Source organism: Sporolactobacillus kofuensis, assembly GCF_024125425.1.
GTDB lineage: Bacteria > Bacillota > Bacilli > Bacillales > Sporolactobacillaceae > Sporolactobacillus > Sporolactobacillus kofuensis.
The window spans coordinates 1-25,851 of record NZ_JAMXWN010000005.1; the positions used below are offsets into that span (position 1 = coordinate 1).

20 protein-coding genes and 1 other annotated feature are annotated in these 25,851 nt (G+C 41.8%); of the genes, 15 read left to right on the forward strand and 5 right to left on the reverse strand.

Annotated elements, in window-relative coordinates:
• The first annotated feature begins 741 nt into the window (after window positions 1-741).
• Together scfA and scfB are read left to right on the forward strand one after the other, a co-directional pair.
• Complete coding sequence (gene scfA, locus NIE32_RS05165; RefSeq protein ID WP_253053951.1) at window positions 742-891, forward strand: six-cysteine ranthipeptide SCIFF; 150 nt, start codon at window positions 742-744, stop codon at window positions 889-891.
• Window positions 892-962: 71 nt separating this feature from the next.
• Window positions 963-2,369 carry a thioether cross-link-forming SCIFF peptide maturase gene (gene scfB, locus NIE32_RS05170; protein ID WP_253053652.1) on the forward strand — a complete coding sequence of 469 codons (1,407 nt, stop codon included), beginning with the start codon at window positions 963-965 and terminating at the stop codon, window positions 2,367-2,369.
• 85 nt (window positions 2,370-2,454) lie between these two features.
• Here scfB and NIE32_RS05175 read toward each other — a convergent pair whose 3' ends face one another.
• Window positions 2,455-2,973 (reverse strand): DoxX family membrane protein, encoded by a 519-nt coding sequence (locus tag NIE32_RS05175; RefSeq protein ID WP_253053653.1) that lies wholly within the window; start codon window positions 2,971-2,973, stop codon window positions 2,455-2,457.
• Window positions 2,974-3,315: 342 nt separating this feature from the next.
• Between NIE32_RS05175 and NIE32_RS05180 the strand changes: the two genes are divergently transcribed.
• Window positions 3,316-5,250: a fructose-1,6-bisphosphatase gene (locus tag NIE32_RS05180; protein ID WP_253053654.1), complete on the forward strand. Its 1,935-nt coding sequence runs from the start codon at window positions 3,316-3,318 to the stop codon at window positions 5,248-5,250.
• An 86-nt stretch (window positions 5,251-5,336) separates the two neighbouring features.
• Here NIE32_RS05180 and NIE32_RS05185 read toward each other — a convergent pair whose 3' ends face one another.
• Window positions 5,337-5,972 carry a TIGR01906 family membrane protein gene (locus NIE32_RS05185; protein ID WP_381450774.1) on the reverse strand — a complete coding sequence of 212 codons (636 nt, stop codon included), beginning with the start codon at window positions 5,970-5,972 and terminating at the stop codon, window positions 5,337-5,339.
• A gap of 254 nt (window positions 5,973-6,226) precedes the next feature.
• Between NIE32_RS05185 and NIE32_RS05190 the strand changes: the two genes are divergently transcribed.
• Window positions 6,227-7,390, forward strand: coding sequence for an iron-containing alcohol dehydrogenase (locus tag NIE32_RS05190; protein ID WP_253053656.1), 1,164 nt, complete (start codon window positions 6,227-6,229; stop codon window positions 7,388-7,390).
• A gap of 124 nt (window positions 7,391-7,514) precedes the next feature.
• On the opposite strand, the gene NIE32_RS05195 is transcribed toward NIE32_RS05190, so the two are convergent.
• Complete coding sequence (locus tag NIE32_RS05195) at window positions 7,515-8,186, reverse strand: SOS response-associated peptidase (RefSeq protein WP_253053657.1); 672 nt, start codon at window positions 8,184-8,186, stop codon at window positions 7,515-7,517.
• A 149-nt stretch (window positions 8,187-8,335) separates the two neighbouring features.
• Window positions 8,336-8,719, reverse strand: coding sequence for a YolD-like family protein (locus tag NIE32_RS05200; RefSeq protein ID WP_253053658.1), 384 nt, complete (start codon window positions 8,717-8,719; stop codon window positions 8,336-8,338).
• Window positions 8,720-8,893: 174 nt separating this feature from the next.
• Between NIE32_RS05200 and NIE32_RS05205 the strand changes: the two genes are divergently transcribed.
• The 10 genes from NIE32_RS05205 to NIE32_RS05250 all read left to right on the forward strand — a co-directional run bounded on the left by NIE32_RS05205 (window position 8,894) and on the right by NIE32_RS05250 (window position 22,344).
• The gene (locus tag NIE32_RS05205; RefSeq protein ID WP_253053659.1) at window positions 8,894-10,138 is read left to right on the forward strand and encodes an aminopeptidase; all 1,245 of its coding nucleotides are present in this window, start codon (window positions 8,894-8,896) and stop codon (window positions 10,136-10,138) included.
• Window positions 10,139-10,214: 76 nt separating this feature from the next.
• Window positions 10,215-11,270 carry a tetratricopeptide repeat protein gene (locus NIE32_RS05210; RefSeq protein WP_253053660.1) on the forward strand — a complete coding sequence of 352 codons (1,056 nt, stop codon included), beginning with the start codon at window positions 10,215-10,217 and terminating at the stop codon, window positions 11,268-11,270.
• Window positions 11,271-11,485: 215 nt separating this feature from the next.
• Window positions 11,486-12,790, forward strand: a complete 1,305-nt coding sequence (gene tig, locus NIE32_RS05215; RefSeq protein ID WP_253053662.1) for a trigger factor — start codon at window positions 11,486-11,488, stop codon at window positions 12,788-12,790.
• A gap of 480 nt (window positions 12,791-13,270) precedes the next feature.
• Entirely contained in the window at window positions 13,271-14,539 is a 1,269-nt protein-coding gene (gene clpX / locus NIE32_RS05220; protein WP_253053664.1) for an ATP-dependent protease ATP-binding subunit ClpX, read from the forward strand.
• A gap of 642 nt (window positions 14,540-15,181) precedes the next feature.
• Window positions 15,182-16,900: an ATP-dependent protease LonB gene (gene lonB, locus NIE32_RS05225; RefSeq protein ID WP_253053665.1), complete on the forward strand. Its 1,719-nt coding sequence runs from the start codon at window positions 15,182-15,184 to the stop codon at window positions 16,898-16,900.
• Between the two features lie 301 nt (window positions 16,901-17,201).
• Window positions 17,202-17,786, forward strand: a complete 585-nt coding sequence (yihA, locus tag NIE32_RS05230; RefSeq protein ID WP_253053666.1) for a ribosome biogenesis GTP-binding protein YihA/YsxC — start codon at window positions 17,202-17,204, stop codon at window positions 17,784-17,786.
• A 250-nt stretch (window positions 17,787-18,036) separates the two neighbouring features.
• Entirely contained in the window at window positions 18,037-18,711 is a 675-nt protein-coding gene (locus tag NIE32_RS05235) for a DUF421 domain-containing protein (RefSeq protein ID WP_253053667.1), read from the forward strand.
• A gap of 181 nt (window positions 18,712-18,892) precedes the next feature.
• The gene (locus NIE32_RS05240) at window positions 18,893-20,365 is read left to right on the forward strand and encodes a LysM peptidoglycan-binding domain-containing protein (RefSeq protein ID WP_253053668.1); all 1,473 of its coding nucleotides are present in this window, start codon (window positions 18,893-18,895) and stop codon (window positions 20,363-20,365) included.
• Window positions 20,358-21,299: a hypothetical protein gene (locus NIE32_RS05245; RefSeq protein WP_253053669.1), complete on the forward strand. Its 942-nt coding sequence runs from the start codon at window positions 20,358-20,360 to the stop codon at window positions 21,297-21,299. Before NIE32_RS05240 ends, NIE32_RS05245 begins: the two co-directional genes overlap by 8 nt.
• A 1-nt stretch (window position 21,300) precedes the next feature.
• Complete coding sequence (locus NIE32_RS05250) at window positions 21,301-22,344, forward strand: protein kinase family protein (RefSeq protein WP_253053670.1); 1,044 nt, start codon at window positions 21,301-21,303, stop codon at window positions 22,342-22,344.
• A gap of 10 nt (window positions 22,345-22,354) precedes the next feature.
• On the opposite strand, the gene NIE32_RS05255 is transcribed toward NIE32_RS05250, so the two are convergent.
• Window positions 22,355-22,537 carry a YszA family small membrane protein gene (locus NIE32_RS05255; protein ID WP_253053671.1) on the reverse strand — a complete coding sequence of 61 codons (183 nt, stop codon included), beginning with the start codon at window positions 22,535-22,537 and terminating at the stop codon, window positions 22,355-22,357.
• 166 nt (window positions 22,538-22,703) lie between these two features.
• Window positions 22,704-22,931: a binding site (T-box leader), on the forward strand.
• 74 nt (window positions 22,932-23,005) lie between these two features.
• Here NIE32_RS05255 and NIE32_RS05260 point away from each other — a divergent pair.
• Entirely contained in the window at window positions 23,006-25,639 is a 2,634-nt protein-coding gene (locus NIE32_RS05260; protein ID WP_253053673.1) for a valine--tRNA ligase, read from the forward strand.
• The last annotated feature ends 212 nt before the right edge of the window (window positions 25,640-25,851 follow it).

Consider the following 25,851-nt stretch of genomic DNA (forward strand, 5'->3'; position numbering starts at 1 on the left):
GTTGCTCTATCCAGCTGAGCTACTGGGACAAATTTCAAATTTCATGACGACCTTTATTATTTTAAAGAATGTGATAAGATCTGTCAATGGTTGAATCGTAATAATTTATTCTTTTCCCTTTTCCACTGTTCAATAATTTATGCTGTTCCTTCAAACGAGCACCTTTTTCAGAAACAGGATAATTTTTCATAAGAGCTATGGAGGTCATTGACCAGTCATGCTGTTTATGATCTTTGAAGTGAATATAGTAGACAAAATAGGGTATGTTCAGGAATAAATGCTAACATCAAACTATCGGAAGGCAGAAATGTAGTGTAAGGCTTTCATATCTGTGAAAATCCACTGGAATAAAGGAGCGATAAGAATTGAATCAAGAGTATCCCGCTTTCGAACAACTGTTAAAAGACGCTCATAATCAATTAGATCGAGTGGAACAAGGCATTGTACTTATTAATAAACTTTGTGACAGGATTGAAATAGAGCATTCACTATCGGAAGAAAGACAAATCTCATCAGCGTGTTGAGTGGCAATTTCTAATTATCTCCAATTACAATATCAAACATCACAGTAATGAAAACCTACTTTCTGTATACTGAGGAAAGTAGGTTTTCAATGTTTTCTGGGGCTGAAATAGAGGAGATAACACAGGAAAACTGATTTTGGTGGATAAGGTCGAAATAAAGGTCATTGAAGAACCTTCGTGTTCGATGATAACTACACAATAAAAGGGGACGTGTATGATGAAAAGAATCGTTACGCTGAACACAATGAATCTAAAAGAATCTGTAAATCATGGTGGACATGGTGAATGCCAAACTTCATGCCAATCGGCTTGTAAAACATCTTGTGGTGTTGCTAACCAGAAATGTGCCGAACCGACAAATCGATAAGCACTAGAACTCTACCGCCCAACTGTCTTTCGCAGCTGGGCGGCTATTTTTTGGAAAGAGGGAGTAGAGGTATGATTCATCAATACAAATTAAACGGATACAATATTGTCCTGGATACATTTAGTGGTTCAGTCCATGCTGTCGACGATTTGGCATATGACGCGATTGCACTTTATGAACAGAACAGCACTGATGAAATTGTTGCTCAATTGCTTGATCACTATTCGAAACAAGAGGATGTAACAGAAGAAAGCATACGTGAGACCTTAGACGATATTGCCCAGTTAAAAGAAAACGGACAGCTCTTCTCTGAGGATGAATTTAAGGATCTTTCCTTTAACTTGAAAAAGCGTAAAACCTATACAAAAGCGCTTTGTCTCAACGTTGCACATACCTGCAACCTCTCGTGTGAATACTGTTTCGCCAGTCAAGGAAAGTACCATGGTGAGCGAGCCATCATGAGCTATGAAGTTGGCAAACGTGCCATTGACTTCTTACTCGAAAATTGCGGCTTTCATCGTAATCTTGATGTCGACTTCTTTGGCGGTGAGCCACTGATGGATTGGAAAGTCGTAAAGCAACTCGTTGCCTATGCCCGGAGCAAGGAAGAAGAATGTAACAAACATTTTCGTTTCACATTGACCACGAATGGGCTATTACTTAACGATGAGGTTATTGATTTTCTGAATAAAGAAATGCACAATGTCGTTCTGAGTCTTGATGGTCGAAAAGAAGTGCATGATCGACTGCGTAAAACGATTAATGGAAAAGGCAGTTATGAGTACATCGTCCCTAAATTCCAGAATTTCGTGAAGAAACGGGGAGATAAAGAATACTATGTACGCGGTACATTTACACATAATAACATCGACTTCACAAACGATATTTTCCATATGGCAGATCTTGGTTTTGATCGTCTTTCAATGGAACCGGTGATTTGTGATCCAAAAGAACCTTATGCACTGAAGGAAGAGGACCTTCCTGAAATCTACAACCAATATGAAATTCTGGCGAAAGAGATGTTGAAACGTGAGGAAGAAGGTCGGGGTTTTGTCTTCTATCATTACATGCTCGATCTCTCTGAAGGGCCATGTATCTTTAAAAGAATTTCGGGTTGCGGATCAGGCACCGAATATCTAGCGGTGACACCGTGGGGAGAGCTTTACCCTTGTCATCAATTTGTAGGCGATGGCGACTACAGCATGGGCAATATTTGGGATGGGATTAAAAATAGCGAAATACAGGAACAATTTAAAGAAACGAACTGTTATTCCAAACCCGAATGTCAAGATTGCTGGGCAAAACTGTATTGCAGTGGTGGCTGCCCGGCTAATTCGTTGCATGCGACGGGTTCTCTTAACGGGAATTTTGAATTCGGTTGTGATATTTTTCGTAAGCGCATTGAGTGTGCGATGATGGTTAAAGTGGCACAATCGATGAGAACGATGAACGAAGAACAGCAAGCGGTCAACAATTAAGGTCGGAAATAAAGCCGCACATCAATCATTTATGACTGATGTGCGGCTTTTATTTATCTATAAAATTCTGAAAATCATTTGTTTCTTAGGCATTTAATTGATTACTTTTTTTCCCGAACTTGCTGCTAAATGTTTGACGAATCCAAGGAATAACCCAATAGTCCCCGCCCCATTTACCTGCATTAAACCCAGCAAAAAGAATGATTCCACCAATAAGAATATAGAGCGGATTACTTGATACCGTGCCAGCGAATAAATACATAAAGTTCATTAATAAGGCGAAGAATACAGCGGCGGTGGTCAGTGTGCCAAGAAGTAGGCCTAAACCGCAGAGCAGTTCCCCCCATTTAACCAAGAAACTGAAAAATCCTGATCCTGGCAAGGCGATGTGCTGAATAAAGGCATTGAACGGTCCATAGAGCACGTTTCCTGTGGGACCTTTAACTGGATTAGCAATTACACCTTTCATAAAACCAGAAGCATCAAAAGGTTGAGCACCAAACACTTTATGAATGCCGTCCACCAACCACTGCCAGCCTAACCAAACACGCAAGACTAATAATATAAATGATGCCGGTTTACTTGTTCTTAACCATTGAACCATGTTTATCCATCCTCCTTTTCATGGTACCGCTTACATTGATTACAAGTGATACCCTGATTACAGTATAATTCTTGAGTGTCGTTAATGATTACAATTTTTGTTACATAAATGTGAATTGTTTCTCAAAATAATTTTTGCAGGATTTAATCATTTTAATGTAGAACAATAAACTAATAAAGCATCATAATAGATCGATATAACTATTTATGTGATATACTTATTGTTGATCTACTTTATGAGCATCTCTTTCGGTAGCTCTGTTCTTCTAAGTACTACGATTATTTGTGATCGTTTCCATGTATGCAGATAAAAAATGATAATTTTTGGGGTAAGGGGATGCAGATGGATACAAAGTATCTGGATTTACTCGCTGAGAAATATGATTGTGAGGAAAAAGTTGCGACGGAAATTATTAATCTAGAGGCGATCTTGAACTTGCCAAAGGGAACGGAACACTTTGTGAGCGACTTACATGGGGAATATTATGCTTTTCAACACGTACTCCGCAATGGTTCCGGGAATGTGAAAGAAAAAATTAAGGATCTGTACAAGGAGAAATGGACCCAGAAACAGATCAATTCGTTCGCAACGCTGGTCTATTACCCTGAAGAGAAGCTCGAGCTCGTAAAAAAAAATATTGAATCACCCCAACGCTTAAATCAGTGGTATGCAGAAACGATCGGACATATGATTAAGCTGACAGCATTTGCATCAACGAAATACACACGTTCCAAGGTACGTAAAGCGTTGCCGGTACAATTTGTCTATATCATCGAAGAACTGTTATATAAAACCGATGAATTCACGAATAAAAAGGAATACTATACGAAAATTATTAACCGAATCATCTCACTTGGAATGGCAAGCAAACTGATTACTGGTCTTGCCTACACCATTCAGCGACTGGTTGTCGATCATCTCCATGTTGTCGGAGATATCTATGATCGTGGCGCAAATCCGGATAGAATCATGGACACGTTAATGAACTATCATTCTGTTGATATTCAATGGGGAAATCATGATGTCCTTTGGATGGGTGCCTATGCAGGCTCTAAGGTATGTCTGGCAAATATCATCCGTATTTGTGCAAGATACAACAATCTGGACATCATTGAAGATTTCTACGGTATTAATCTTATTCCGCTACTCAACCTTGCTGAAAAATACTATCAAGATAACCCCGCCTTCCGTCCAAAGATCTCAGCAGAAGATCGTGTTTCAGAAAATGAGAAACTACAAATTACGAAAATTCATCAAGCAATCGCAATGATTCAATTCAAATTGGAAATGCCCATAATCAAGAGATGTCCTGATTTCCAAATGAAGCAACGGCTCTTGTTAGAAAAAATAGATTATGCGCGTCAGACCATTTGTTTGAATGGCAAGACCTATCCACTTACAAACACCTGCTTTGCGACGATTAATCCGGAACATCCCGAGGACCTTACAACAGAAGAAGAGCAAGTGCTCGAGCGTTTATTGCATTCAATCCAGCATTCTGAAAAGCTCGGTAGACAAATGAATTTCCTGCTAGATAAGGGAAGCCTCTATCTGAAATACAATGGAAATTTGCTTATTCATGGCTGTATTCCGTTAAATGAAGACGGAAGCTTAAAGAAAATGAGGATTCAAGGAATAAATTATTCTGGAAAGGCACTTCTTGATGTTTTTGAGCACTATTTACGTGAGAGTTGCGCGCATCCATCACTTCACGATGACTTTGCCACCGACATGGTATGGTATTTATGGACAGGCGAAAATTCATCACTTTTTGGGAAGAAAGAGATGACCACTTTTGAGCGGTATTTTATTGCCGATAAGGAGACACATCGAGAACAGAAGAATCCCTACTACAAACTGCGTGAACTAGAAACCACTTGTCGTCGGATCCTAGGAGAATTTGATCTCGATCCCGAAGAAGGGCACATTATCAACGGACATACACCGGTCCAAGAAATTAATGGAGAAAATCCAATCAAGGCAAATGGCAAGATGATCGTGATTGACGGTGGTTTCTCCAAAGCCTATCAATCGGAGACGGGCATTGCTGGTTATACGCTTCTATACAATTCTTATGGTATGCAATTAGTTGCCCATCAACGCTTTACATCAAAAGAAGATGTTGTGTTGAAGGGGACGGATGTGCTTTCGGTGCGTAGACTTGTCGATCGTGAACTCAGACGCAAAAAAGTTATGGAAACAAATATTGGTCAATCATTAAAAGATCAAATCGCTGTTCTGAACCAACTATTGATGTATCGCTATGCGAACCGTTGATCGTTGAAAAAAATAGGCAGGGCACAGTTCCTTTGAGGATTTGTGCCCTGTTTTAATCAAGTCATCTTGTCATAAGGTTATTCTATTCACCGCGTCTTCTTTCTATAAATAAGGAGCAAAGTGATGATCCCAACTGCAATTAGGCCGAGAATAAGCAATGCAGCATGGAGAAAGAACGTCTCTGGCAAAATGTTAATCACCGGATCTGTTTGTGCGTCGAAAATCCAGTAATTATTACGAAAAAAGAGTTTATGAAAGAGTATGAATGTGCCGTTGAAATCAATAGCAAAGGCAACAAGCGGAAGAATTGTGAACACTGTAAGCAAAAGAGCCGCAGTTCGCAAATAGTAATAATCATGATATTTTCTTTTAATCCAAATGCCAATTGCACTGAAGACCCCGGTCACTACGAGAATTAGATCAATGAGGAAGAAAAGGTGCTTAACGTCTTGAAAGTGAATTCTGCCTGGATTTGAATAGGGAATAGAGGGCAGATCAAAAGTTTGCGGAAGTGGATTCAGCAAATAATGAATCATGTAGCGATAATTTTCGATAATTTGTGTTCTATCCATCCCAGATTGTTTTGCGATATCTAGGAACCAAACATCAAGATAATAAAGTGGTGTGAACAGCAGTGTAAGCTGAATGGCGGAACAAATGATAAATAGTGCCATACAGAGTGACAAAAGAAACTGTAAGAAACGGTACGCGGAAAAAGACAAAACCATACACATCCCAGCATCAAGGTATAGTCAACGATCCGTATTGAATAGATCTATTATCTATGATTTGATGAAGAAATACAAAAAATTGATTATCAGTCATTTTTTTTGACAACGCACACGATGATCAATTCTTAAATTCGGAAAAAGGTTTGTTTGAAATCAGGAATCAAGCGTCATTGATCATAATCAGTTTATAATAGAAGTGTAGCGTCAAGTGTTCTGTTTATTTTTTTTAAGAGAGGCGATTATTTTTGGATAATTTCGTATTTCACAACCCGACAACATTGATCTTTGGTAAGGGCCAATTGGAAGCATTGAAAACTCAAGTTCCAAACTATGGAAAACGTGTTTTGCTTGTCTACGGCGGTGGAAGCATCAAACGTACCGGCTTATATGATCAAGTGATGAAATTGTTAAAAGAAGTCAATGCAGAGGTGCATGAACTGTCTGGAGTTGAACCGAATCCACGCCTTTCAACGGTTAAGAAGGGTATTTCTATCTGTGCCGAACAGGATATTCAATTTCTGCTTGCGGTTGGCGGTGGAAGTGTCATTGATTGTACGAAAGCAATTGCTGTTGGTGCAAAATTCGATGGCGACCCTTGGACATTCATTACGAGAAAGAAAGCTGTCCATGACGCGCTTCCTTTCGGCACAGTATTAACGATTGCAGCGACTGGTTCTGAAATGAATCCTGCTTCCGTAATTACCAACTGGGATACACATGAAAAATATGGGTGGGGGAGTGCGTATTCCTATCCGGCATTCTCGATCCTTGATCCAACGGTTACTTTTTCAGTCCCGAAAAATCAAACGATCTATGGAATGGTTGACATGATGGCCCATGTATTTGAACATTATTTTCATCCAACTGAACATACGCCGTTGCAAGACAGACTCTGTGAATCTATTTTGCAGACAGTTATTGAGACAGCACCGAAACTGGTTAATGATCTTGAAAATTATGATTTGCGTGAGACGATTCTTTATTGTGGGACGATGGCATTGAATGGCATGGTTTCTATGGGCTTCAATGGGGATTGGGCATCGCATAATTTGGAACATGCGGTTTCAGCTGTCTATGACATTCCGCATGGAGGTGGCCTTGCGATTATTTTCCCGAACTGGATGAGGCATAACCTTGATGTAAATGTCGGTCGATTTAAACAGATGGCTGAACGTGTTTTCCATATCGATCCAAAGGGGAAGAGCGATCGAGATGTTGCGTTGGAAGGCATTCAGGCGTTGCGTGACTTCTGGACGAGCATTGGTGCGCCAAGCCGGCTTGCCGACTATGACATCGACGACAGTAAGCTTGATTTGCTCGTTGATCGTGCGATGGCGCGAGGTGTATTTGGACAATTTAAGCGATTGGATCGTGATGATGTTTTAGCAATATACCGCGCTTCACTGTGAGTCATATAGAAAAAGTCCGCTTGCTCAATATATTGGGAGCAAACGGACTTTTTTCTTATACGTTTCGTGTAGTGACATGAAGAGTAGACAAGTTTTGTGTCCCAAAATGAGGGTGAAAAGTGCATCATAGCTTTTCAATCAAATATGGGGCATTGTGACGTGGAGAATTTACATCTTGTGATACTTCGTATGCCTGCATTTGATTGGAATTATATGGCTGCATTATGTTCATTAAGGTTTGACTGTCTGTTGTGGGATCAAGCCACTGTGCTTCATTTTCTTTTCTCAGTATGATCGGCATACGATCATGAATCGGTTGCATGATTGTATTGGCTTCTGTTGTGATGATTGTACAACTGTGAATGACGCGTTGATTTGATGTTCGCCATGATTCCCATAATCCGGCCATCGCGAAGAGCTCACCTGTTTTCATCATGAAACGATAGGGCTTTTTTTCTTTTGGCTGTCGATGCGTCCATTCATAGAATGAATCAGCAACAATTAAACAGCGCCTTTTGTGAAATGCATCCCGAAAGCTCGGTTTTTCTCGGATACTCTCCACTCGAGCGTTGATTAGTTTATAGCCGATTTTTTCATCCTTGGCCCAAGAAGGGATGAGGCCCCATCGCAGATACCCCATCCGGTTTCCGTTATTCCCTCTAATCACTGTAAGGATGTTTTGCCCTGGAGCGACATTATAATTTGCACGATAAAGTTCTTTCCCAGTGGCATGCTTCACGTGGAAGCGATCAATGATATATTCATAAGGTGCGATGATTGTGAAACGTCCGCACATAGAATCACCTCATTCTCCATTTAAGTATAAAAGCAAGTATTGATGAATGGGAATGCTCAACGAATAAAATTATTCGAGATCAAGATAGGTTTTCCTTTTTGTCGACTGTTCAGATTTGAGCAAATAAGGACTAAAAATGCGGCAGTAGATCACAAAGTTTGATGTTGCGAATCTCCGTTGATTGGCGCGCTGTATGCAACATCGATGAGATCATGTGCAGCGATTGTCCAGCGGATACCAAATGAATCAGTGATTTGTAGGCTTTGACCGTTTTGATTCAAATTCACTTCACTGTTTGATAAGTCTTTGATCGCTCCGTCTTTATAATACGAGACATTTAATCTTTTTCTATGGTATATGGCGTCATGCACAATTCTTTCGATTTCCTCCCACTTCTGTTCATCTAGTTGAGGTTTGCTGATTTTTGTCTCTTCATTTGCGAGTGCTCGTAGTGCCTGAACATGTTCGGGAAGCATCATTCTGCTTGATTCCCAACGCATATTTGATCCATTGGTTAATTTGTTCGTTTTCAATTCAAACCTTCTTTCTCATTTCATGCTGAATCTACTCACTAAATCATGATTAATTTCATTATATACGAATGTATGTTCTTGTAAACATCTAAAAAGATAATGTGTGATTCCCAATGTTTCCCATCCGCACCAAGTCGTCTATAATGAAACAATAAATGATGGAGGTTTGTTACTATGGATACATTTAAGGAATCATTGCAAAAATTTGCAAAGCTGGCGATTAAGACAGGGATTAATCTACAACCTGGGCAAGGTGTTTTTCTTACGTCACCAATTGAGGCAGCTGATTTTGCGCACCTTGTGACCGAGGAAGCTTATAAAGCAGGAGCAAAGGATGTGACCATACGATGGGGGGATGATACTGTCGATCGGTTGCGGTTAAATTATGCACCATTGGATGCTCTTGAAACTATTCCCGATTGGAAATTTGCCGCTCAGAATGCAGCAGTTCGAGACAACTATGCAGTACTCCATATCTATGGACCTAATCCTGATTTATATGACGGAATTGATAGTGGACGTGTCGGTGCATTTATGAAAGCATCAAGTCAAGGATTGAAGGATTATATGCAGTGCATTATGAAGGATGAAACGCAATGGTCCATTGTTGCCTATCCAACAATTGCGTGGGCGAAGAAAGTATTTCCGGATAAGCCGATTGAAGAAGCGAAGCATGCATTACTAGAAGAAATTTTACGAATTAGCAGAGTAAGTGGTCACGAGGATCCGATTGCTGCTTGGGACGTACATAACGAAACGATGCATAAAGCAAGCACATTTATGAATCGTAAAAAATTCAAACAGTTGATTTATCGCGCCCCAGGAACGAATTTAACTATTGATTTGCCAGTCGGACATATCTGGAGTGGCGGTTCAGGACCATCAACAGCAGGCATTGTCTTTAATGCTAATATACCGACCGAAGAAGTGTTTACACTCCCGGATAAACGTGGTGTGAATGGAACGGTGATGAGTACAATGCCTTTGAATTCTGATGGAGGAATCATTGATCACTTTTCATTAACATTCAAAGATGGAGAAGTGGTTGATTTTAAAGCGGAAAAAGGTGAAGAAACACTGAAACATCTCCTTGAATCAGATCCTGGTGCACGACGGCTAGGCGAGGTTGCTCTTGTACCGCATCATTCACCGGTTTCTGAATCCGGGCTAGTTTTTTTCAATACTCTATTTGATGAGAATGCATCATGCCATCTGGCACTCGGTAAAGCCTATCCGACCTGCATTGAAGGCGGTAATGAGCTGGATGAATCCGGTCTTGATCAAGCAGGTGTGAATGACAGCTTAATCCATGAAGATTTTATGGTCGGATCCGCAGAGCTTGATATTGACGGTGTGACAAGTGATGGAGTGCGGGTACCGGTTTTCCGAAAGGGTGCATGGGCGTTCTCATTTGAATAAGAACGGTCTGTTCATTGCTATGGAAGAACGAAACTGATATTCTAAACACAAAGACGACGGAAGCGGGACATGCAAGATGAAGAACAATGGAAAGACAAATCGTGATAACAGCAAGCTGGTCATGTTCCCTCATTTGGATGAACGGCTGCTGGCAAAGGCAATGGAGCTGGTGGAAGAGAAAAATTATAATCAAGCCCGCGATTTGTTTGGAGAAATGCTTGAAATCGATGAACATGACATCCGTGGCCTGTATGGCTGGTCGGTTTGTTCCGTAGAACTAGGTGATTATCGTGCTGCCGAAGAATCGGTTGTTTTACTGCTGGAGGAAGATACGCCCTATTACTATGACGTGTTCCGTCTCTATTTAACCATTCTCATTGAGCGGAAAGATTATAAAAGCGCATTGCAAGAGATAATGAAAGCCAATAAGAAACATAATGTACCGCTTGAATTAAAGGATTTCTTTCTTCAGATGCAGAAGTTCTGCCGAATTCGGCTTCATGAACCAGAATGGAACCAATCAATAGGTGAGGACGTCGGTGCTCTCCCAAATAAGCAGCAACGCGAACAGGGAGCAGAACAGAGTCTTGATTGGCCGGCTTTAGAAAAAGCTGATTCGAACACTCAAATGCTCCTTCTCCATAATTTAACAGGCCAGTTAAAAACAAAGCATCTTCCGGAAATCGAGCGTTTCTTGATGGATGAGCATCAGCAACCTGAAATCAAAACCATGTTGCTCTGTGCCGTCAAGGAAGGCAAACTGGCTAGTGAGATCTCCATGAAGAAATTTGGGGCGGTCTATCACGTCCAATTGGACAGCGAGGATTTTCTCAATAAGCGCTTTGCCGATCAGATTGAAGAGGAAATCAGGCGGAAATTGGATTCAGACAATCCAACGTTAGCGGATTTAGCGGTTGACATGGAACGGTTCTTTACAATGAATGTCTATCCAAAACCGTTTGTACCGGCCTCCGTCCCATTATGGGCTGCCGTTTTTTCTATTCGAGCAATGGGGGGCTCTTCTGCGGATGAGATAAAATTATTGAGTCGATTTGGTGTGGAGGAAGAAGAGTATCATTCAGCGGTAAGCATGGTGCAAGATGTTGAAAGTTACGGAATTTGGTCCTCTTAATGATCCTTTGAAGCATATCAGCGACAATTTCGTACAAATAAGTTTTTCACAAGAAACTCTTATGTTATAATAACAGGGTTGTCATTGCTTTGCTGCAGGGCATCCCCAGAGATGCACTCACGTCGGCATAACAAATGGCGGATGTTTGCGCGTGATTCAGGCAAAAAGCCAATATGCTGAAAAAGCATGAAGATAGATGGTGGAGGTAAGAATAAATGACTGTAGAAGCAAAATGGGAAAAAAAAGAAGGTAATGTTGGCACATTAACTTTTGAAGTTGATGCGGATAGCTTTAACGAAGCTCTGGACAAAGCCTTCAAAAAAGTCGTTAAGAAAGTCAACGTTCCTGGTTTTCGTAAAGGTAGAGTACCGCGCGTGTTATTTGAACAACGCTTCGGTGTAGAAGCACTTTATGAAGATGCAATTGATTTTGTCCTTCCAGATGCTTACTCTGAAGCAATTGATCAGACGGGTATCGAACCGGTGGACAAGCCGCAAGTTGATGTTGAAGAAATCGGTAAAGGCAAAAAGTTGGTACTCAAAGCAGATGTCACTGTAAAGCCGGAAGTTAAACTCGGCGACTACAAAGGCCTCGAAGTTGAAGAAAAGAGTACGGAAGTCACTGATGAAGATGTCGATCATGAAATTAAACATCTTCAAGAACGCTATGCAGAATTAGTTGTTAAAGAAGACGGTGAAGTGGAACAAGGCGATACTGCTCTTATCGATTTTGACGGTTATGTTGACGGCAAACAATTCGAAGGCGGCAAAGCTGAAAACTACTCACTCGAAATTGGTTCTGGTTCCTTTATCCCAGGTTTTGAAGACCAGCTCGTTGGTGTTAAAGTCGGTGCAGAAAAAGATGTTGTTGTCACTTTCCCTGAAGATTATCATGCTGAAGAATTGAAAGGAAAAGAAGCAACATTTAAAGTAAAGGTTAATGAAATCAAGCAGAAACAACTTCCTGAACTGGATGACGAATTTGCTAAAGATGTCGATGAAGAAGTTGAAACACTTGATGCCCTGAAAGAAAAAATCAAGAATCATCAAAAGGAACACAAAGCAGCAGATGCTGAGAACAGCAAACGCGACAGTGTTGTGCAGCAAGCTGCAGCAAATGCTGAAATCGATGTTCCTGAAGTAATGATTTCAAACGAACAGGATAACATTCTAAAGGAATTCGAACAACGTTTGAAGGCTCAAGGAATGACGTTAGAAATGTATACTTCCCTTTCAGGTCAAGACAAGGACGCTCTGCGTGATCAGATGAAAGACGATGCTGAGAAACGCGTTCGTGCTAACTTGACACTTGAAGCCATTGCCAAAGCAGAATCAATCGAAGCATCGGATGAAGATGTTGAAGAAGAACTGAAAAAAATGGCTGACCAATATAAGATTAGCGTTGATCAAATCAAAGCTGCAATGGGCGGTACGGATCTGATCAAGGGTGATATCCAATTGCGTAAAGCGGTAGATTTTCTTGTTGAAAACAGCAAACCAAAAGCTGCCGAAGAAAAATAAGCAAGCAAGAACATAATTGAATGAATGTTGGTGGACGAATCTACGGGTTCGTCCACCAACTATTATTTTTATTCGCAAAGGAAAATGAATGATTTTTCCTTTGCCATACATATTTTCTTACAGAAAGCATATGGCTTATCGGAAGAGTTATTTTATGTTACAATGCCTACATAGAACTTGCTATAGGGCAAGCTGTAACACCCAATCGTGTGAGGCACACAGTTAGGTGACAAAATTTACTAGTAAATGAAATGGTTCTTTGCTGCAACGATTTCCTGTTCATTTTACAGGGCGGTGCGGCTGTAATGGGTATCATTCATCTCGTGTACTTTTCCAAAAGACTACGCGATTTGTGGGAAAAAGGGAAAGATACTAAAAAGCGGCGTTCATCAATGAATGGTCGGTAAAACAGCCGAGAAGCCCAGGTTTCGCTTTTTGTAAGAAACGCGAATAAAGGAATGTATGAATAGGGGTGAAAGAATGTTTAAATTCAACGAAGAAAAAGGGCAGCTGAAATGCTCTTTCTGTGGAAAGACTCAAGACCAGGTACGCAAACTTGTAGCCGGACCAGGTGTTTATATTTGTGATGAATGTATTGAATTGTGTACGGAAATCGTTGAAGAGGAATTAGGTACGGATGAAGAAGTAGAATTCAAAGATATTCCGAAACCGCAAGAAATCTGCTCAATCTTGGAAGATTACGTTATTGGTCAGAATGATGCGAAGAAAAGTTTGTCGGTAGCGGTATATAACCACTATAAACGTATCAACAGTAAGCAAAAGCCCGATGATGTTGAACTTTCAAAAAGTAATATCATGATGATCGGACCGACGGGTAGCGGAAAAACATTGCTCGCGCAAACGTTGGCAAGAATTTTAAATGTACCTTTTGCCATTGCCGATGCAACATCGCTGACTGAAGCGGGCTATGTCGGTGAAGATGTCGAGAATATTCTTTTGAAATTGATTCAGGCTGCTGATTATGATGTTGAAAAAGCTGAAAAGGGCATTATCTACATCGATGAAATTGATAAAATCGCACGAAAATCAGAAAATCCATCGATTACACGTGATGTATCCGGTGAAGGCGTTCAACAGGCATTGTTGAAGATTCTTGAAGGAACAGTTGCCAGTGTTCCGCCTCAAGGTGGAAGAAAACACCCGCATCAGGAATTTATTCAAATCGATACAACAAACATTTTGTTTATCTGCGGCGGTGCTTTTGATGGCATTGAACAGATTATTAAACGTCGTCTCGGTAAGAAGGTTATCGGATTTGGTGCCGGTAATAAGGCACAGGACATGCATCGGGATGATGCGTTGAAGAATGTTCTTCCTGAAGATTTACTTAAATTCGGACTGATTCCTGAATTTATCGGACGTCTCCCAGTTATTAGTACATTGAAACAACTGGATGAGAAAGCACTGGTTGACATCTTGACCAAACCAAAAAATGCACTTGTAAAGCAATATAAGAAGTTGCTTGAACTTGATGATGTTGATCTGGAATTTACAGATGACGCACTTGAGTCCATTGCTAAACTTGCCATTGAACGTAAAACAGGTGCGCGTGGCTTACGGTCGATCATTGAAGGCATGATGCTTGATGTGATGTATGAATTACCATCGCGCGAGGACATTGAAAAATGCGTAATCACTAAAGAAACAGTTGATGGAAAATCACGTCCCACTTTGATTCTGAGTGATGGCACGGAAGTCAGCGTTGAAACACCTAAAGAAAGTGCATAAACTAATTTAATGATACGACGTTCGCTCTTAATTCGGAGCGAACGTTTTTTTATGAGCAAGAATGAGGCTTTTTGCGTAAACCGAGCAAATATGCGGAATTCCAGCGGGATCGGCGTTCCAAACCACGTAGATTTTTGGTTGTATGAGGAGGCTCGCGGTGCGCCTGCGGCAAGTGAGCAATCGAAGCAAAACCGATGCAAAATAAGAATAGTGCGGCATTTGCCCAGGTGTTATTCTGAAAATGAAAGTCTAAGGCTTTTTGATTAAAAATGGAGCGAAGAAGCGAGACGCCAGCAGGATCAGCGTTCCAGAGAAACCCCGTAGATTTTTGGTTGTATGAGGAGGCTCACAGTGCGCCCGCGGCAAGCGAGCAATCGAAGCAAAACCGATGCAAAATAAAGACAGTGCGGCATTTGCCGAGCATTTTTCTCATAATCGTGAACAATAAATAAAAGATAAAAAGCGTAGAGGAAAAAAGTATAAGTTCAACTAAGGCTCAGCCATCGCCGACGCTTAGCTTTACCAAGTTTTCTTCATGGTCACTGTTTAGTTGCTTTTGCGAATGGAGATAATGCCTTTATACGAAATTTCTATGGGGCAAGTCGCAGGATGCGGCTGTTTCTCCGGGAGGCAAAACAACAGATGAGCTGGATGGTACTATTAATTGTTACACAAATTTTCTTCGGAGCGATCATTGGACTTTATTTCTGGAGCCTACTGCGTAATCAGCACGTGCAGAAGATTTCAATAGATAGAGAATCAAAAAAAGAAATGGACACATTGAATCGAATGCGCCAAAATTCCCTGGCTGAACCTCTCTCTGAACGGATTCGTCCTAGAACTTTAGATGATGTGATTGGCCAAGAGGATGGCATTGTGGCACTTCGCGCTGCACTTTGTGGTGCGAATCCGCAACACGTCATAATTTATGGACCACCTGGAATTGGTAAGACGGCAGCGGCACGTCTTGTACTCGAGGAAGCAAGAAAGAATCCAGATTCACCATTCAAACCCACTGCCCCATTTGTCGAGCTTGATGGTGCGACGGCACGATTTGATGAACGCGGGATTGCTGATCCACTGATCGGTTCGGTGCATGACCCCATTTATCAAGGGGCAGGAGCCATGGGACAGGCGGGTATTCCACAGCCGAAGGAAGGTGCGGTGACACATGCGCATGGAGGCGTTCTGTTTATTGATGAAATCGGTGAATTGCACCCGATTCAATTAAATAAATTGCTGAAAGTGTTGGAAGATCGCAAGGTATTTCTGGAAAGTGCGTATTATAATTCAGAAAATCAGCAAATCCCTGCGTATATTCATGATATTTTTCAGAGAGGCTTACCTGCAGATTTTAGACTAATTGGCGCAACAACACGCCGCCCTGAAGAAATTCCGCCTGCGATTCGTTCAAGATGCCTCGAAGTATTTTTTTCGGAGCTGACCCGCACTGATATTCGAAAGATTGTGAAACGTTCTGCGGCTAAATTAGGCATTGATGTATCAAGTGCTTGTGTTGAAAAAATTGCAGATTATGCAAAAAATGGGCGTGAGGCTGTGAACATCATGCAAATTGCAGCCGGCGTTGCCTTAGCCAAACATAAAGAAGCAAGCATCATTGGTATCGATGAAATTGAATGGGTGATTCGTTCGAGCAGGCTTACTCCGAAACCGAGTCGCAAGGTTCAAGCCAATCCTGAAGTGGGGCTAGTGAATGGGCTTGCAGTATATGGACCAGGGCTAGGCACGCTTTTAGAAGTCGAAGCTACTGCAGTGAAGAGCAGACATGAAGGCAGTATAACCATCACAGGCATCGCTGAAGAGGAATCCATGGGGACTTCCGGACGTTCAATTACCAGAAAAAGTATGGCGCGTGCATCAGTGGAAAATGTCCTGACTGTACTCAATCGGATGGGCTTTGCTGCCTATCGCTATCACATTCACGTCAATTTTCCTGGGGGCGCATTAGTCGACGGACCATCTGCCGGTATCGCTATGGCTGTGGCGATCAGTTCGGCGATTTCCCGACGGAAAGTGTACTCAGATATTGCAATGACTGGAGAGCTAGGGCTTCATGGACAGGTCAAGCCAATTGGTGGAGTCATGGCGAAGATCGAAGCTGCCGTTGAAGCTGGGGCAAAACGTGTCATTATTCCGAGTGAAAATATGCAAGAGACTTTGAAAAATTATGATCGGGCGACGATTATTCCGGTAGACGCGTTACATCAAGTTTTTGAATTGTCCCTGTACCCCGAAATGGAACAACCGCAAAAAGAAGAACAGTCATCATTTTCGGACCAGATTCTGAATCGGACACTCTCTGCACACTCAGCAGAATCAGGTGTTGAAAAGCAAGGTTAATCGATTACTTGAGCAGCTGGGTCAATTTGATCCGGCTTTTTTTATACAAACGGATGGCCATGTTTAACACGAATGGTGTCTATGGTGGATTTGGTGCAAGATGCTTGTGGTCATCGCGCACCAAGTCGGCCCTAGAGATAAGGCGCATGTATAGGGGGAACGTGGATCGTCTTCGGCAAGCGGGCACCGAGCGTACATCAGCAACTCTATTGGACAGCAGTAATGAACATAAGATAGAATGATGGAGACACAACAGGTTCACGTCATGCACGATGTTGGCGCAATCTGAGGAGAGATGACGATGAAAATAACACAGGCGGAATACGTGATAAGTGCTGTCGGACCGGCACAATACCCAGTAGATGGGCTGCCGGAAATAGCATTAGCAGGACGATCCAATGTTGGAAAGTCTTCATTTATTAATAAAATTTTAAACCGAAGAAATTTGGTCCGTACCTCTGAAAAACCTGGGAAAACGCAAAAATTGAACTATTTTATTGTGAATCATGCCTTCTACTTTGTTGATGTGCCCGGTTATGGCTACGCAAAAGTTTCAAAAAAAGATAAAGAGGCTTGGGGGCGAATGCTGGAAACTTATTTTTCGGAAAGGGAGCCGCTGAAGGCGGTCGTTCAATTGGTTGATTTACGCCATCCACCGTCCAAAGAAGACATTCAAATGCATGATTATTTGGCCTATTTTGGACATCCTGTGATCACTGTGGCGACGAAATCAGACAAAGTACCGAGAAGTAAGCATCAAAAGCATAAGCAAATCATAAAGAAGGCACTCGGTTTGCAGGCAGATGATCCGTTCTTGATTTTTTCCTCGCTGAATGGTACGGGAAAAGATGAAGCTTGGCAAGCATTAGAACCCTATTTGCACTAATAACGACGATCCAAAATGAACAACTTAACAATTTTTTGATCAATCAAGTACATGATTGAGAATCTATACAAATCAGGATGAGAACCTTTGTTGTCGTCCTGATTTTTTTATAGTGAAAACCACGTACCTCCTTCAGCTATGAAAAAATAAATTAGATGGAGCATTTGATGCATCGCATGAAATATTTATTCTATTTCTGCTCACACTAACTATGTTTTCAAGTCAATAATCGTCTGAAGGTGAACCGAACATGCACTTTGTCAAAATAGCGATTGAGTTAATCATTGGTTTTTCTGGGCTTTTCATTATGACAAAAATTCTCGGAAAGGCGACACTCGCACAGGTCACGGCATTTGATTTTATTTCTGCTATCGTTCTTGGGGAGTTTGTCGGAAATGCATTATACGATAAGAACGTGGGTATTGGTTCCATATTGTATGCCATTGCACTATGGGGTTTATTGATTTATTTGGTTGAGTGGTGCACCCAGAAATTTCGTTCATCTCGATCTTTCCTCGAAGGGAAACCAGCAATTATTATTCGGAATGGGCACTTGGATCGAACTGCGATGAAAAAAGAGAAACTCGACATTGATATGCTTCTTAATTTATTAAGACAAAAGAGTGTTTTCTCGATTCGGGAAGTAGCTTATGCGATCTTGGAAACCGACGGAACGGTAAGCGTACTTAAAAAGTCTCAATACGACACACCGACCATGGAAGACTTAAGTCAACCGAAGAAATCGGTCTACTTGCCGATCACAATTATTAGCGATGGTGAAGTTGACTGGGAAAATGTGAAAGAAGCGGGTCTGAATGAAGAATGGCTCTTGAAAAATCTTCGCTTACACCATATTCATAATTACAAGGATGTATTTTATTGTGAATGGAAAAAGGATGAAGGCATTTTTATTGAAAAAATGTAAAAGTGAGTTTCAACCATCTTATCCATAACTTTCTTTTTCATGATCGTTGTGTCATGGAGCAAACAGTCCAAAGAAACGGATTAATCCGCGCGTTCGTTTACTTAGTAAATAAGAATCATCGGGCATATTTCCATCCTCCAAGCATAGAACATTAATAAGAATGGATGAGAGGGTGGAAGGAATGTCTCAATCTTCGAATGATCGCTTGCAGTTTTCGATAAATGAATCCGTATGGCTTCGAGATGATGCACCTGCAGACGAAATATTGTCAATGGCGCTAGAACCCGATATCACTGTCGAAGAAAGTTGGAATGACATCACCATTAAAGGCTTTCTTCGATTAACAGGCGAATATCGACCATCTGAGGTACAGGCAGACGGGGTAAGTGATTTTGAAAATCAAACCGCGCCCTTCCGTACGATTGATGAAATTATGGAAACAGGCAGTGGAACGGACACGTTAGAACATCATTTTCCAATTGACATTACGATCCCGGCAGATCGCGTGCCAAATCTGGAGAATTTATTTGTGATTATTGACTCGTTTGATTATGAGCTTTCCGAGCATCGTCATATCCAGCTGCAAGCAGACATAGCTATCACAGGTTTGTCAGAGTCGACATATCAAGAGCGCAAAGAAAAAGCAAAGGCGCCTGTTCAGGCACCGGCAGCAGAAACACAGAAGCCAATGAAACAAGAAGCACCGCTACCAACTGAAAAACCAAAGAAACCGGTGGAAGCAGAAGCAACGGTTGAAAAACCAAAGAAACCGGTGGAAGCAGAAGCAACGGTTGAAAAGCCAAAGAAACCGGTGGAAGCAGAAGCGAACGTTGAAAAGCCAAAGAAACCGGTGGAAGCAGAAGCAACGGTTGAAAAGCCAAAGAAACCGGTGGAAGCACAAGCAACGGTTGAAAAGCCAAAGAAACCGGTGGAAGCAGAAGCAACGGTTGAAAAGCCAAAGAAGTCGGTGGAAGCAGAAGCAAACGTTGAAAAACCAAAGAAGTCGGTAGAAAATGCTAAACCCCTTGAAAAAACAATAGCAGCTAAGAATGAAGAAGCTCTTGAAAAAGCACCTAAAGAAAAGAAACCAACCAAAAAAGGAAAAAGATTTTCCAAAGATGAGAGTTCACTTGCCGACTCTGATTTTTCATCTTATTTTGATGAGATGCCTATAAATCAATTGGGTGATGATGAACATACTGATTTCCACTATGAGGCATTCCGCAAGAGAGAACTTGAGGATGGAGCGGATGCGTCGTCGCCGTTTGTTGCTTTTAATGAAACATCGGAGAGATCTGAAGAATTACCACAAGCGGGTCAGGCAGCACCGCAAACGGTTCCTGAAGCTGGGCAAAAGCCTTCCATTCAAAAGGAAGCTCTTCAATCTGAGGAACAGGAAAAGAAAGAAGAGGGCAAATCTTCTGAAGCGACCAGTCAGTACCTAACTAAAGTACTTGCTGGTGAAGAAAAGGATCAAAAAACTCGGGTCAAGATTTGTATTGTTCAATCGGGCGAATCGCTGGAGAGTATTTCCGAACGATACCATGTACCGGTCACGACGCTTCTGAGAAAGAATGAATTGTCCACTGGAGAAATTCAGGCAGGTGAATTGCTTTATATACCAAAAAGTTCGAAGGCAGCGAAGGATGAATAATCAGCAATCTTTATTAATGTCTGCCATACAATCTAATTACCGGTTTAAACAAATTAATAGGGTAAATGAACAACCATTCCTCATTGAAACCGAACGTGGATTGAAAAAAATCAGAATATGGGATAACGAAGCCATGCTCAAGCTGCATTTGAAATGGCGGGAACAATTGGTTACTGATCGATTTTTTATAGACCGCATGTATGTGACACGTTCCGGTCTCCCCTTTGTTCGTGTGGGACATTACGCAGTTACGTGTCATGATGCTCCCTATGAAGTCGCTCCGATTGCGGGTCATGAGGGGCTTTGGGCAGACTTGATCACGCATCTTATGATGAGAAGTAGAAGTACCCCTGTAACTGAAGAGCATTTTTCAATGGCTAGCCATGTCCAGAATGTTTTTGAACAAGCAAAGACTTTCCAGGTTATGGACCATGAAGAATGGAAACTGATCCATTCATGCTTTTCTTCGGTATTCACGCGTGCGGAAAAGGCGGATCATCTGCGGGAATCCAATAAGCACCAAATGAAGACATTCTTACTACCAGAGGATTTCTCAAGCCATTCATGCACACAACTTTTTGATACCCTCTTCTGTGAATTAGGGCAATCACAACCAATGGATGGGTACCGCCTTTTGGCTGACCTCCTTCTTAGAGAAGCATTAGAACATGAGGAGCAGTCCGTGCATCACTTGCTCCAACATCTGAGTCGAAACGACGCCATTGACCAAAGAAGTGCAGATCTTATGCTTGCACAATGGTTTGAACCTACTGAGTGGGTTCAGTTCGTGTACAGTACTGTTCAAAAAGATCAGGGTATTCGAACTGACATTACGGTGCAAAAGTTTAAGCACGTCTGGGATCAAAAAGTACGGCTGATCCATGAATTCAGCACGCTTTTTCTGCAAACAGGAGCATCCGTTGGAGGTACATGATTTGGGGCCAACAGTGAGTAATCAGATCAATCGAATACTTTATCAATATGACCTATACCCCCATCATTTCGACGATCAAGGAAATCTAATTAAGATTGAAACGTATTCAGGAACATTTGCACTTAAGAGGAAAGCGCTGAATGATCAGCAAATCCGTAAGTTACAAACGGTCTATTCTCTGGCACGACAAATGACGATTGATGCCGTTTGCCCACTTTCATCAAAATATGGCGACCTCATTATCCGCACGGATGAACTCTGCTATTATTTAATGCCCTGGTTTCGTGAGACGGTTGATGCATCCGACTTGCTCGAACGCTATCGTCATCTCTTTATTAAAGCGGGTCAATTACATCGACAGACGCTTGAAAAAGAAACAGAGTGTATGACGCTCTATCAGGACATGGTACGGGTGATCAATCAAAGGCAAATGGTCTGGGAGCAATTCCTGTATCAAGCAGAGCACCATGTCTATCCGTCCCCTTTCGAGCAGATGGTATTTAAATCTGCTGCGATTTATCTTGTCAATATGCAGCGTGCTCGAGATTTTTTTTCTCGTGATCACGACGACGAAGGAAAAGGCAAGCTTATGCGGCGCGCTCTATGTCATGGAAGGCTGAGTCCGTTGCATTTACTTATACAAGAAGAAAGAAGCGCCCTCACTAATTTTGAGAATAGTGAGTACGGCTTTTTTGTGGTTGAAATCGCCACTCTTTTTGAACAATCAAGTGTAACACTTGGAACGAAGAAAACGGACTGGAAAGGTTTTTTTCGATCCTATGAGGCTGCTTGTCCCATGTCAGATGAAGAGCATGAATTTCTACTTCATTTTCTATTATTTCCGAGTGCACATGCAGAGTTGCTTCAACGCTACATGCAAACAGACCAGAGGAGTGAGCAATGGTTTGTGAGCAGATGGACGAAGCTGTGCCGTGTCCATCAAGAAATGTTTACAACAATTAAGTTGGAAATAGATGAAGAGCGCAAGAAAAAGGAAACGATTCAAGCTGAAGTAGATAAAAAAATGAAAAATGAAGACGCGTAGTGCACGCCTACTAGAGCCATTTTTTTAAAAAACCGACATAGATAAAGAAGAGTAGGGCGCAGAGCAGTACATCCATGGTTGTTGGCAAAAAAATAGTACGGAGTAATTGAAAAATAGCGAGTGGAAGTACAATAATACTCAAACCTTCACGACATTTTTTAAAGAACGGTTGAAAACGATTGTTCTTAAACATAGGGAAGCACCTCTCTGGATAGCATTTAACTTGGCTATTTGTAGTTTATGTACACTGTATGATGCTTGTGCAAAGCCGATTATAAAAAAAATTCGAGTCAACATTGACGAGAGCAGTAGAAAGTTTATATAATGAGTACAAAACACATGAGCTCATGTGCCAAAGTGAACATGCTGAGACAGGGAGTAGTACATATCTTTCAGCTAACAGAGAGAGAAGCCGATACGCTGAAAAGCTTCTTTAGCCCACGATATCGAAGTAACCCTTGAGCAGTCTTTCTGAACAACACTTGTCGTCTAGTAGGAATGACCGGAGTTTCCGTTATCGAATGAATGAGGCGTGTTTCATGCACGTAAATTATAGGTGGTACCACGGAGCTTTCTTCGTCCTTGCGATGGAGAAAGCTCTTTTTGACGTTCACTGACACGATGAGCATACAGTATAAGTTTCATTAAGGAGCGGTTCAGGATGGATAAAGAATTAGCAACCAAATATGATCCCAGCCAGACTGAAGAAAAATGGTATAAGACTTGGCTGGAAAACGATTATTTTAAAGCAGAAGGCGATCCGGAGAAGAAACCGTATTCGATCGTTATTCCGCCACCAAACGTAACAGGTAAACTTCATCTCGGACATGCCTGGGATACAACGATGCAGGATTTGCTCATCCGGTTCAAACGGATGCAAGGCTATGATGCGCTGTATCTTCCCGGCATGGATCATGCGGGTATTGCGACACAAGCAAAGGTTGATGCGAAACTGCGTGCAGAGGGAAAGTCACGTTATGATCTTGGCCGTGAGAAATTCCTTGAAGTAGCTTGGGAATGGAAAAAAGAATATTCCACTTTTATTCGAAAACAATGGGCAAAGCTTGGCTTATCCTTGGACTATTCAAGAGAGCGATTCACACTGGATGAAGGCTTGTCAAAGGCGGTTCGCAAAGTGTTCGTTCAGCTCTATGAAAAGGGGTTGATCTACCGTGGCGCATACATCATTAACTGGGATCCGGCAGCACGGACGGCGTTGTCCGATATTGAAGTTATTTATAAAGAGGTTCCTGGCTTTCTCTGGCATGTGAATTATCCGCTATCCGATGGAACAGGTTCGATTCAGATTGCGACGACGCGTCCTGAAACTATGCTTGGAGATACCGCCATTGCGGTTCATCCTGATGATGAACGTTATAAAGATATTGTGGGCAAAACAGCCATAGTACCGATTGTGGGACGGGAGATTCCAATTGTTGCCGACAGTTACGTTGACCAATCTTTTGGAACCGGCGCTGTGAAGATTACTCCTGCGCATGATCCAAATGACTTTGAAGTAGGCAATCGCCATCATTTACCGCGTATTCTTGTCATTGATGAAGCCGGTAAAATGAACGAGAATGCGGGTACATATCAAGGAATGGATCGTGACGAATGCCGTAAGCAAATTGTGAAAGATCTTGAAACAGCTGGTGCGCTCGCATATGTTGAAGAACATACGCATACGGTTGGTCACTCAGAACGAACCGGTGTCGTTGTCGAACCCATTTTGTCGACGCAATGGTTTGTAAAAATGCAGCCACTCGCCGATGCATCACTCGACATGCAAAAAAGTAAGGACAAAGTAAATTTTGTTCCCGAACGTTTTGAAGGGACTTATAAGCATTGGATGGAAAATATTCGTGATTGGTGCATCTCAAGGCAGCTATGGTGGGGTCACCGTATCCCGGCTTGGTATAACAAACAAACCGGTGAAGTTTATGTAGGAATGGAAGCGCCAAACGATATTGAGAACTGGAAACAGGATGAAGATGTCTTGGATACTTGGTTCAGTTCTGCACTCTGGCCTTTTTCAACAATGGGCTGGCCGGATGAAGAAGCTGCTGATTTCAAACATTATTTTCCAACCAACGCTCTGGTCACCGGTTATGATATTATCTTCTTCTGGGTTGCACGTATGATGTTCCAGTCCACAGAATTTACCGGCAAGAGCCCATTTAGAGATGTGCTGATTCACGGTCTCGTACGTGATGAGCAAGGACGGAAGATGAGTAAGTCGCTTGGAAATGGCATTGATCCAATGGATGTCATTGCAAAATACGGCGCAGATGCGCTTCGCTATACATTGGCAACAGGGACAACCCCAGGTCAAGATCTCACGTTCCAATGGTCAAAAGTGGAAGCCAATTGGAACTTTGCCAATAAAATCTGGAATGCTTCACGTTTTGTCATTATGAATTTTGAAGGATTCACACTCGAAGATATGGATCTTTCTGGTGAACTTTCGGTTGCAGATCGTTGGATCATGACACGTTTGAATGCAACGATTGAAAAGGTGACGGCACTTTACGAAAGCTACGATTTCGGTGAAGCCGGCCATTACCTGTATCAATTCATCTGGGATGATTTCTGTGATTGGTACATTGAAATGGCGAAATTACCGCTTTATGGTGAAAATGATGCTGCAAAAAAGACAACCAAATCCGTACTTACTTATGTACTGGACAAAATTTTAAAATTGCTTCATCCGATTATGCCTTTTGTAACTGAAGAAATCTGGCAGCATATCCCTCATGAAGGGGCAACGATCATGCATAGCCAATGGCCGACGGTTCATCCCGAATGGAACGATGCGGATGCTGAAAATGACATGCGCGCTCTTCAAAATGTGATCCGCTCTGTACGTAATATTCGTGCAGAAATGAATGTTGCACCAAAGAAACCAGTGGATATGCTGATCAAAACGGTATCCGATCGTGAAACAGCTATTTTCGAAGCAAACAAAGACTATATTGAACGCTTCTGCAATCCTGAGCGTTTGCTGATCAGCACGGCTATTCAAGCACCTGATAAAGCTGTTTCTGCGGTCATTTCCGGTGCGGATATTTATTTGCCACTCTCTGGATTGATCAACATTGAGGATGAAATTAGTCGGCTCATGAAAGAACTGGAGAAAATGAACGCTGAAGTAGAACGCGTGGAAAAGAAGTTAAGTAATCCAAGGTTCGTTGATAAAGCACCAGAACAAGTAGTGAACAAAGAGCGAGAAAAACAAGCAGACTATATGCAAAAACGTGATAAACTTCAGGCAAGAATTGCTGAACTTAAGGCATAACTGTAGATAGAGAATTGAATAGTCATGAATGCTTACGGAGACATCCACTTGACAAAATAACGAATACGGTGATTAGAGAAAATGGATGACTTCCGTTAAAGATCTTTATATAAACAGATTATGGACACGATGATCACTAAGTATTATTTCTACTTGATCATCGTGTAAAATAAGAATGGACCATTCAATCACTGATGACGGTGGTGGGAGCT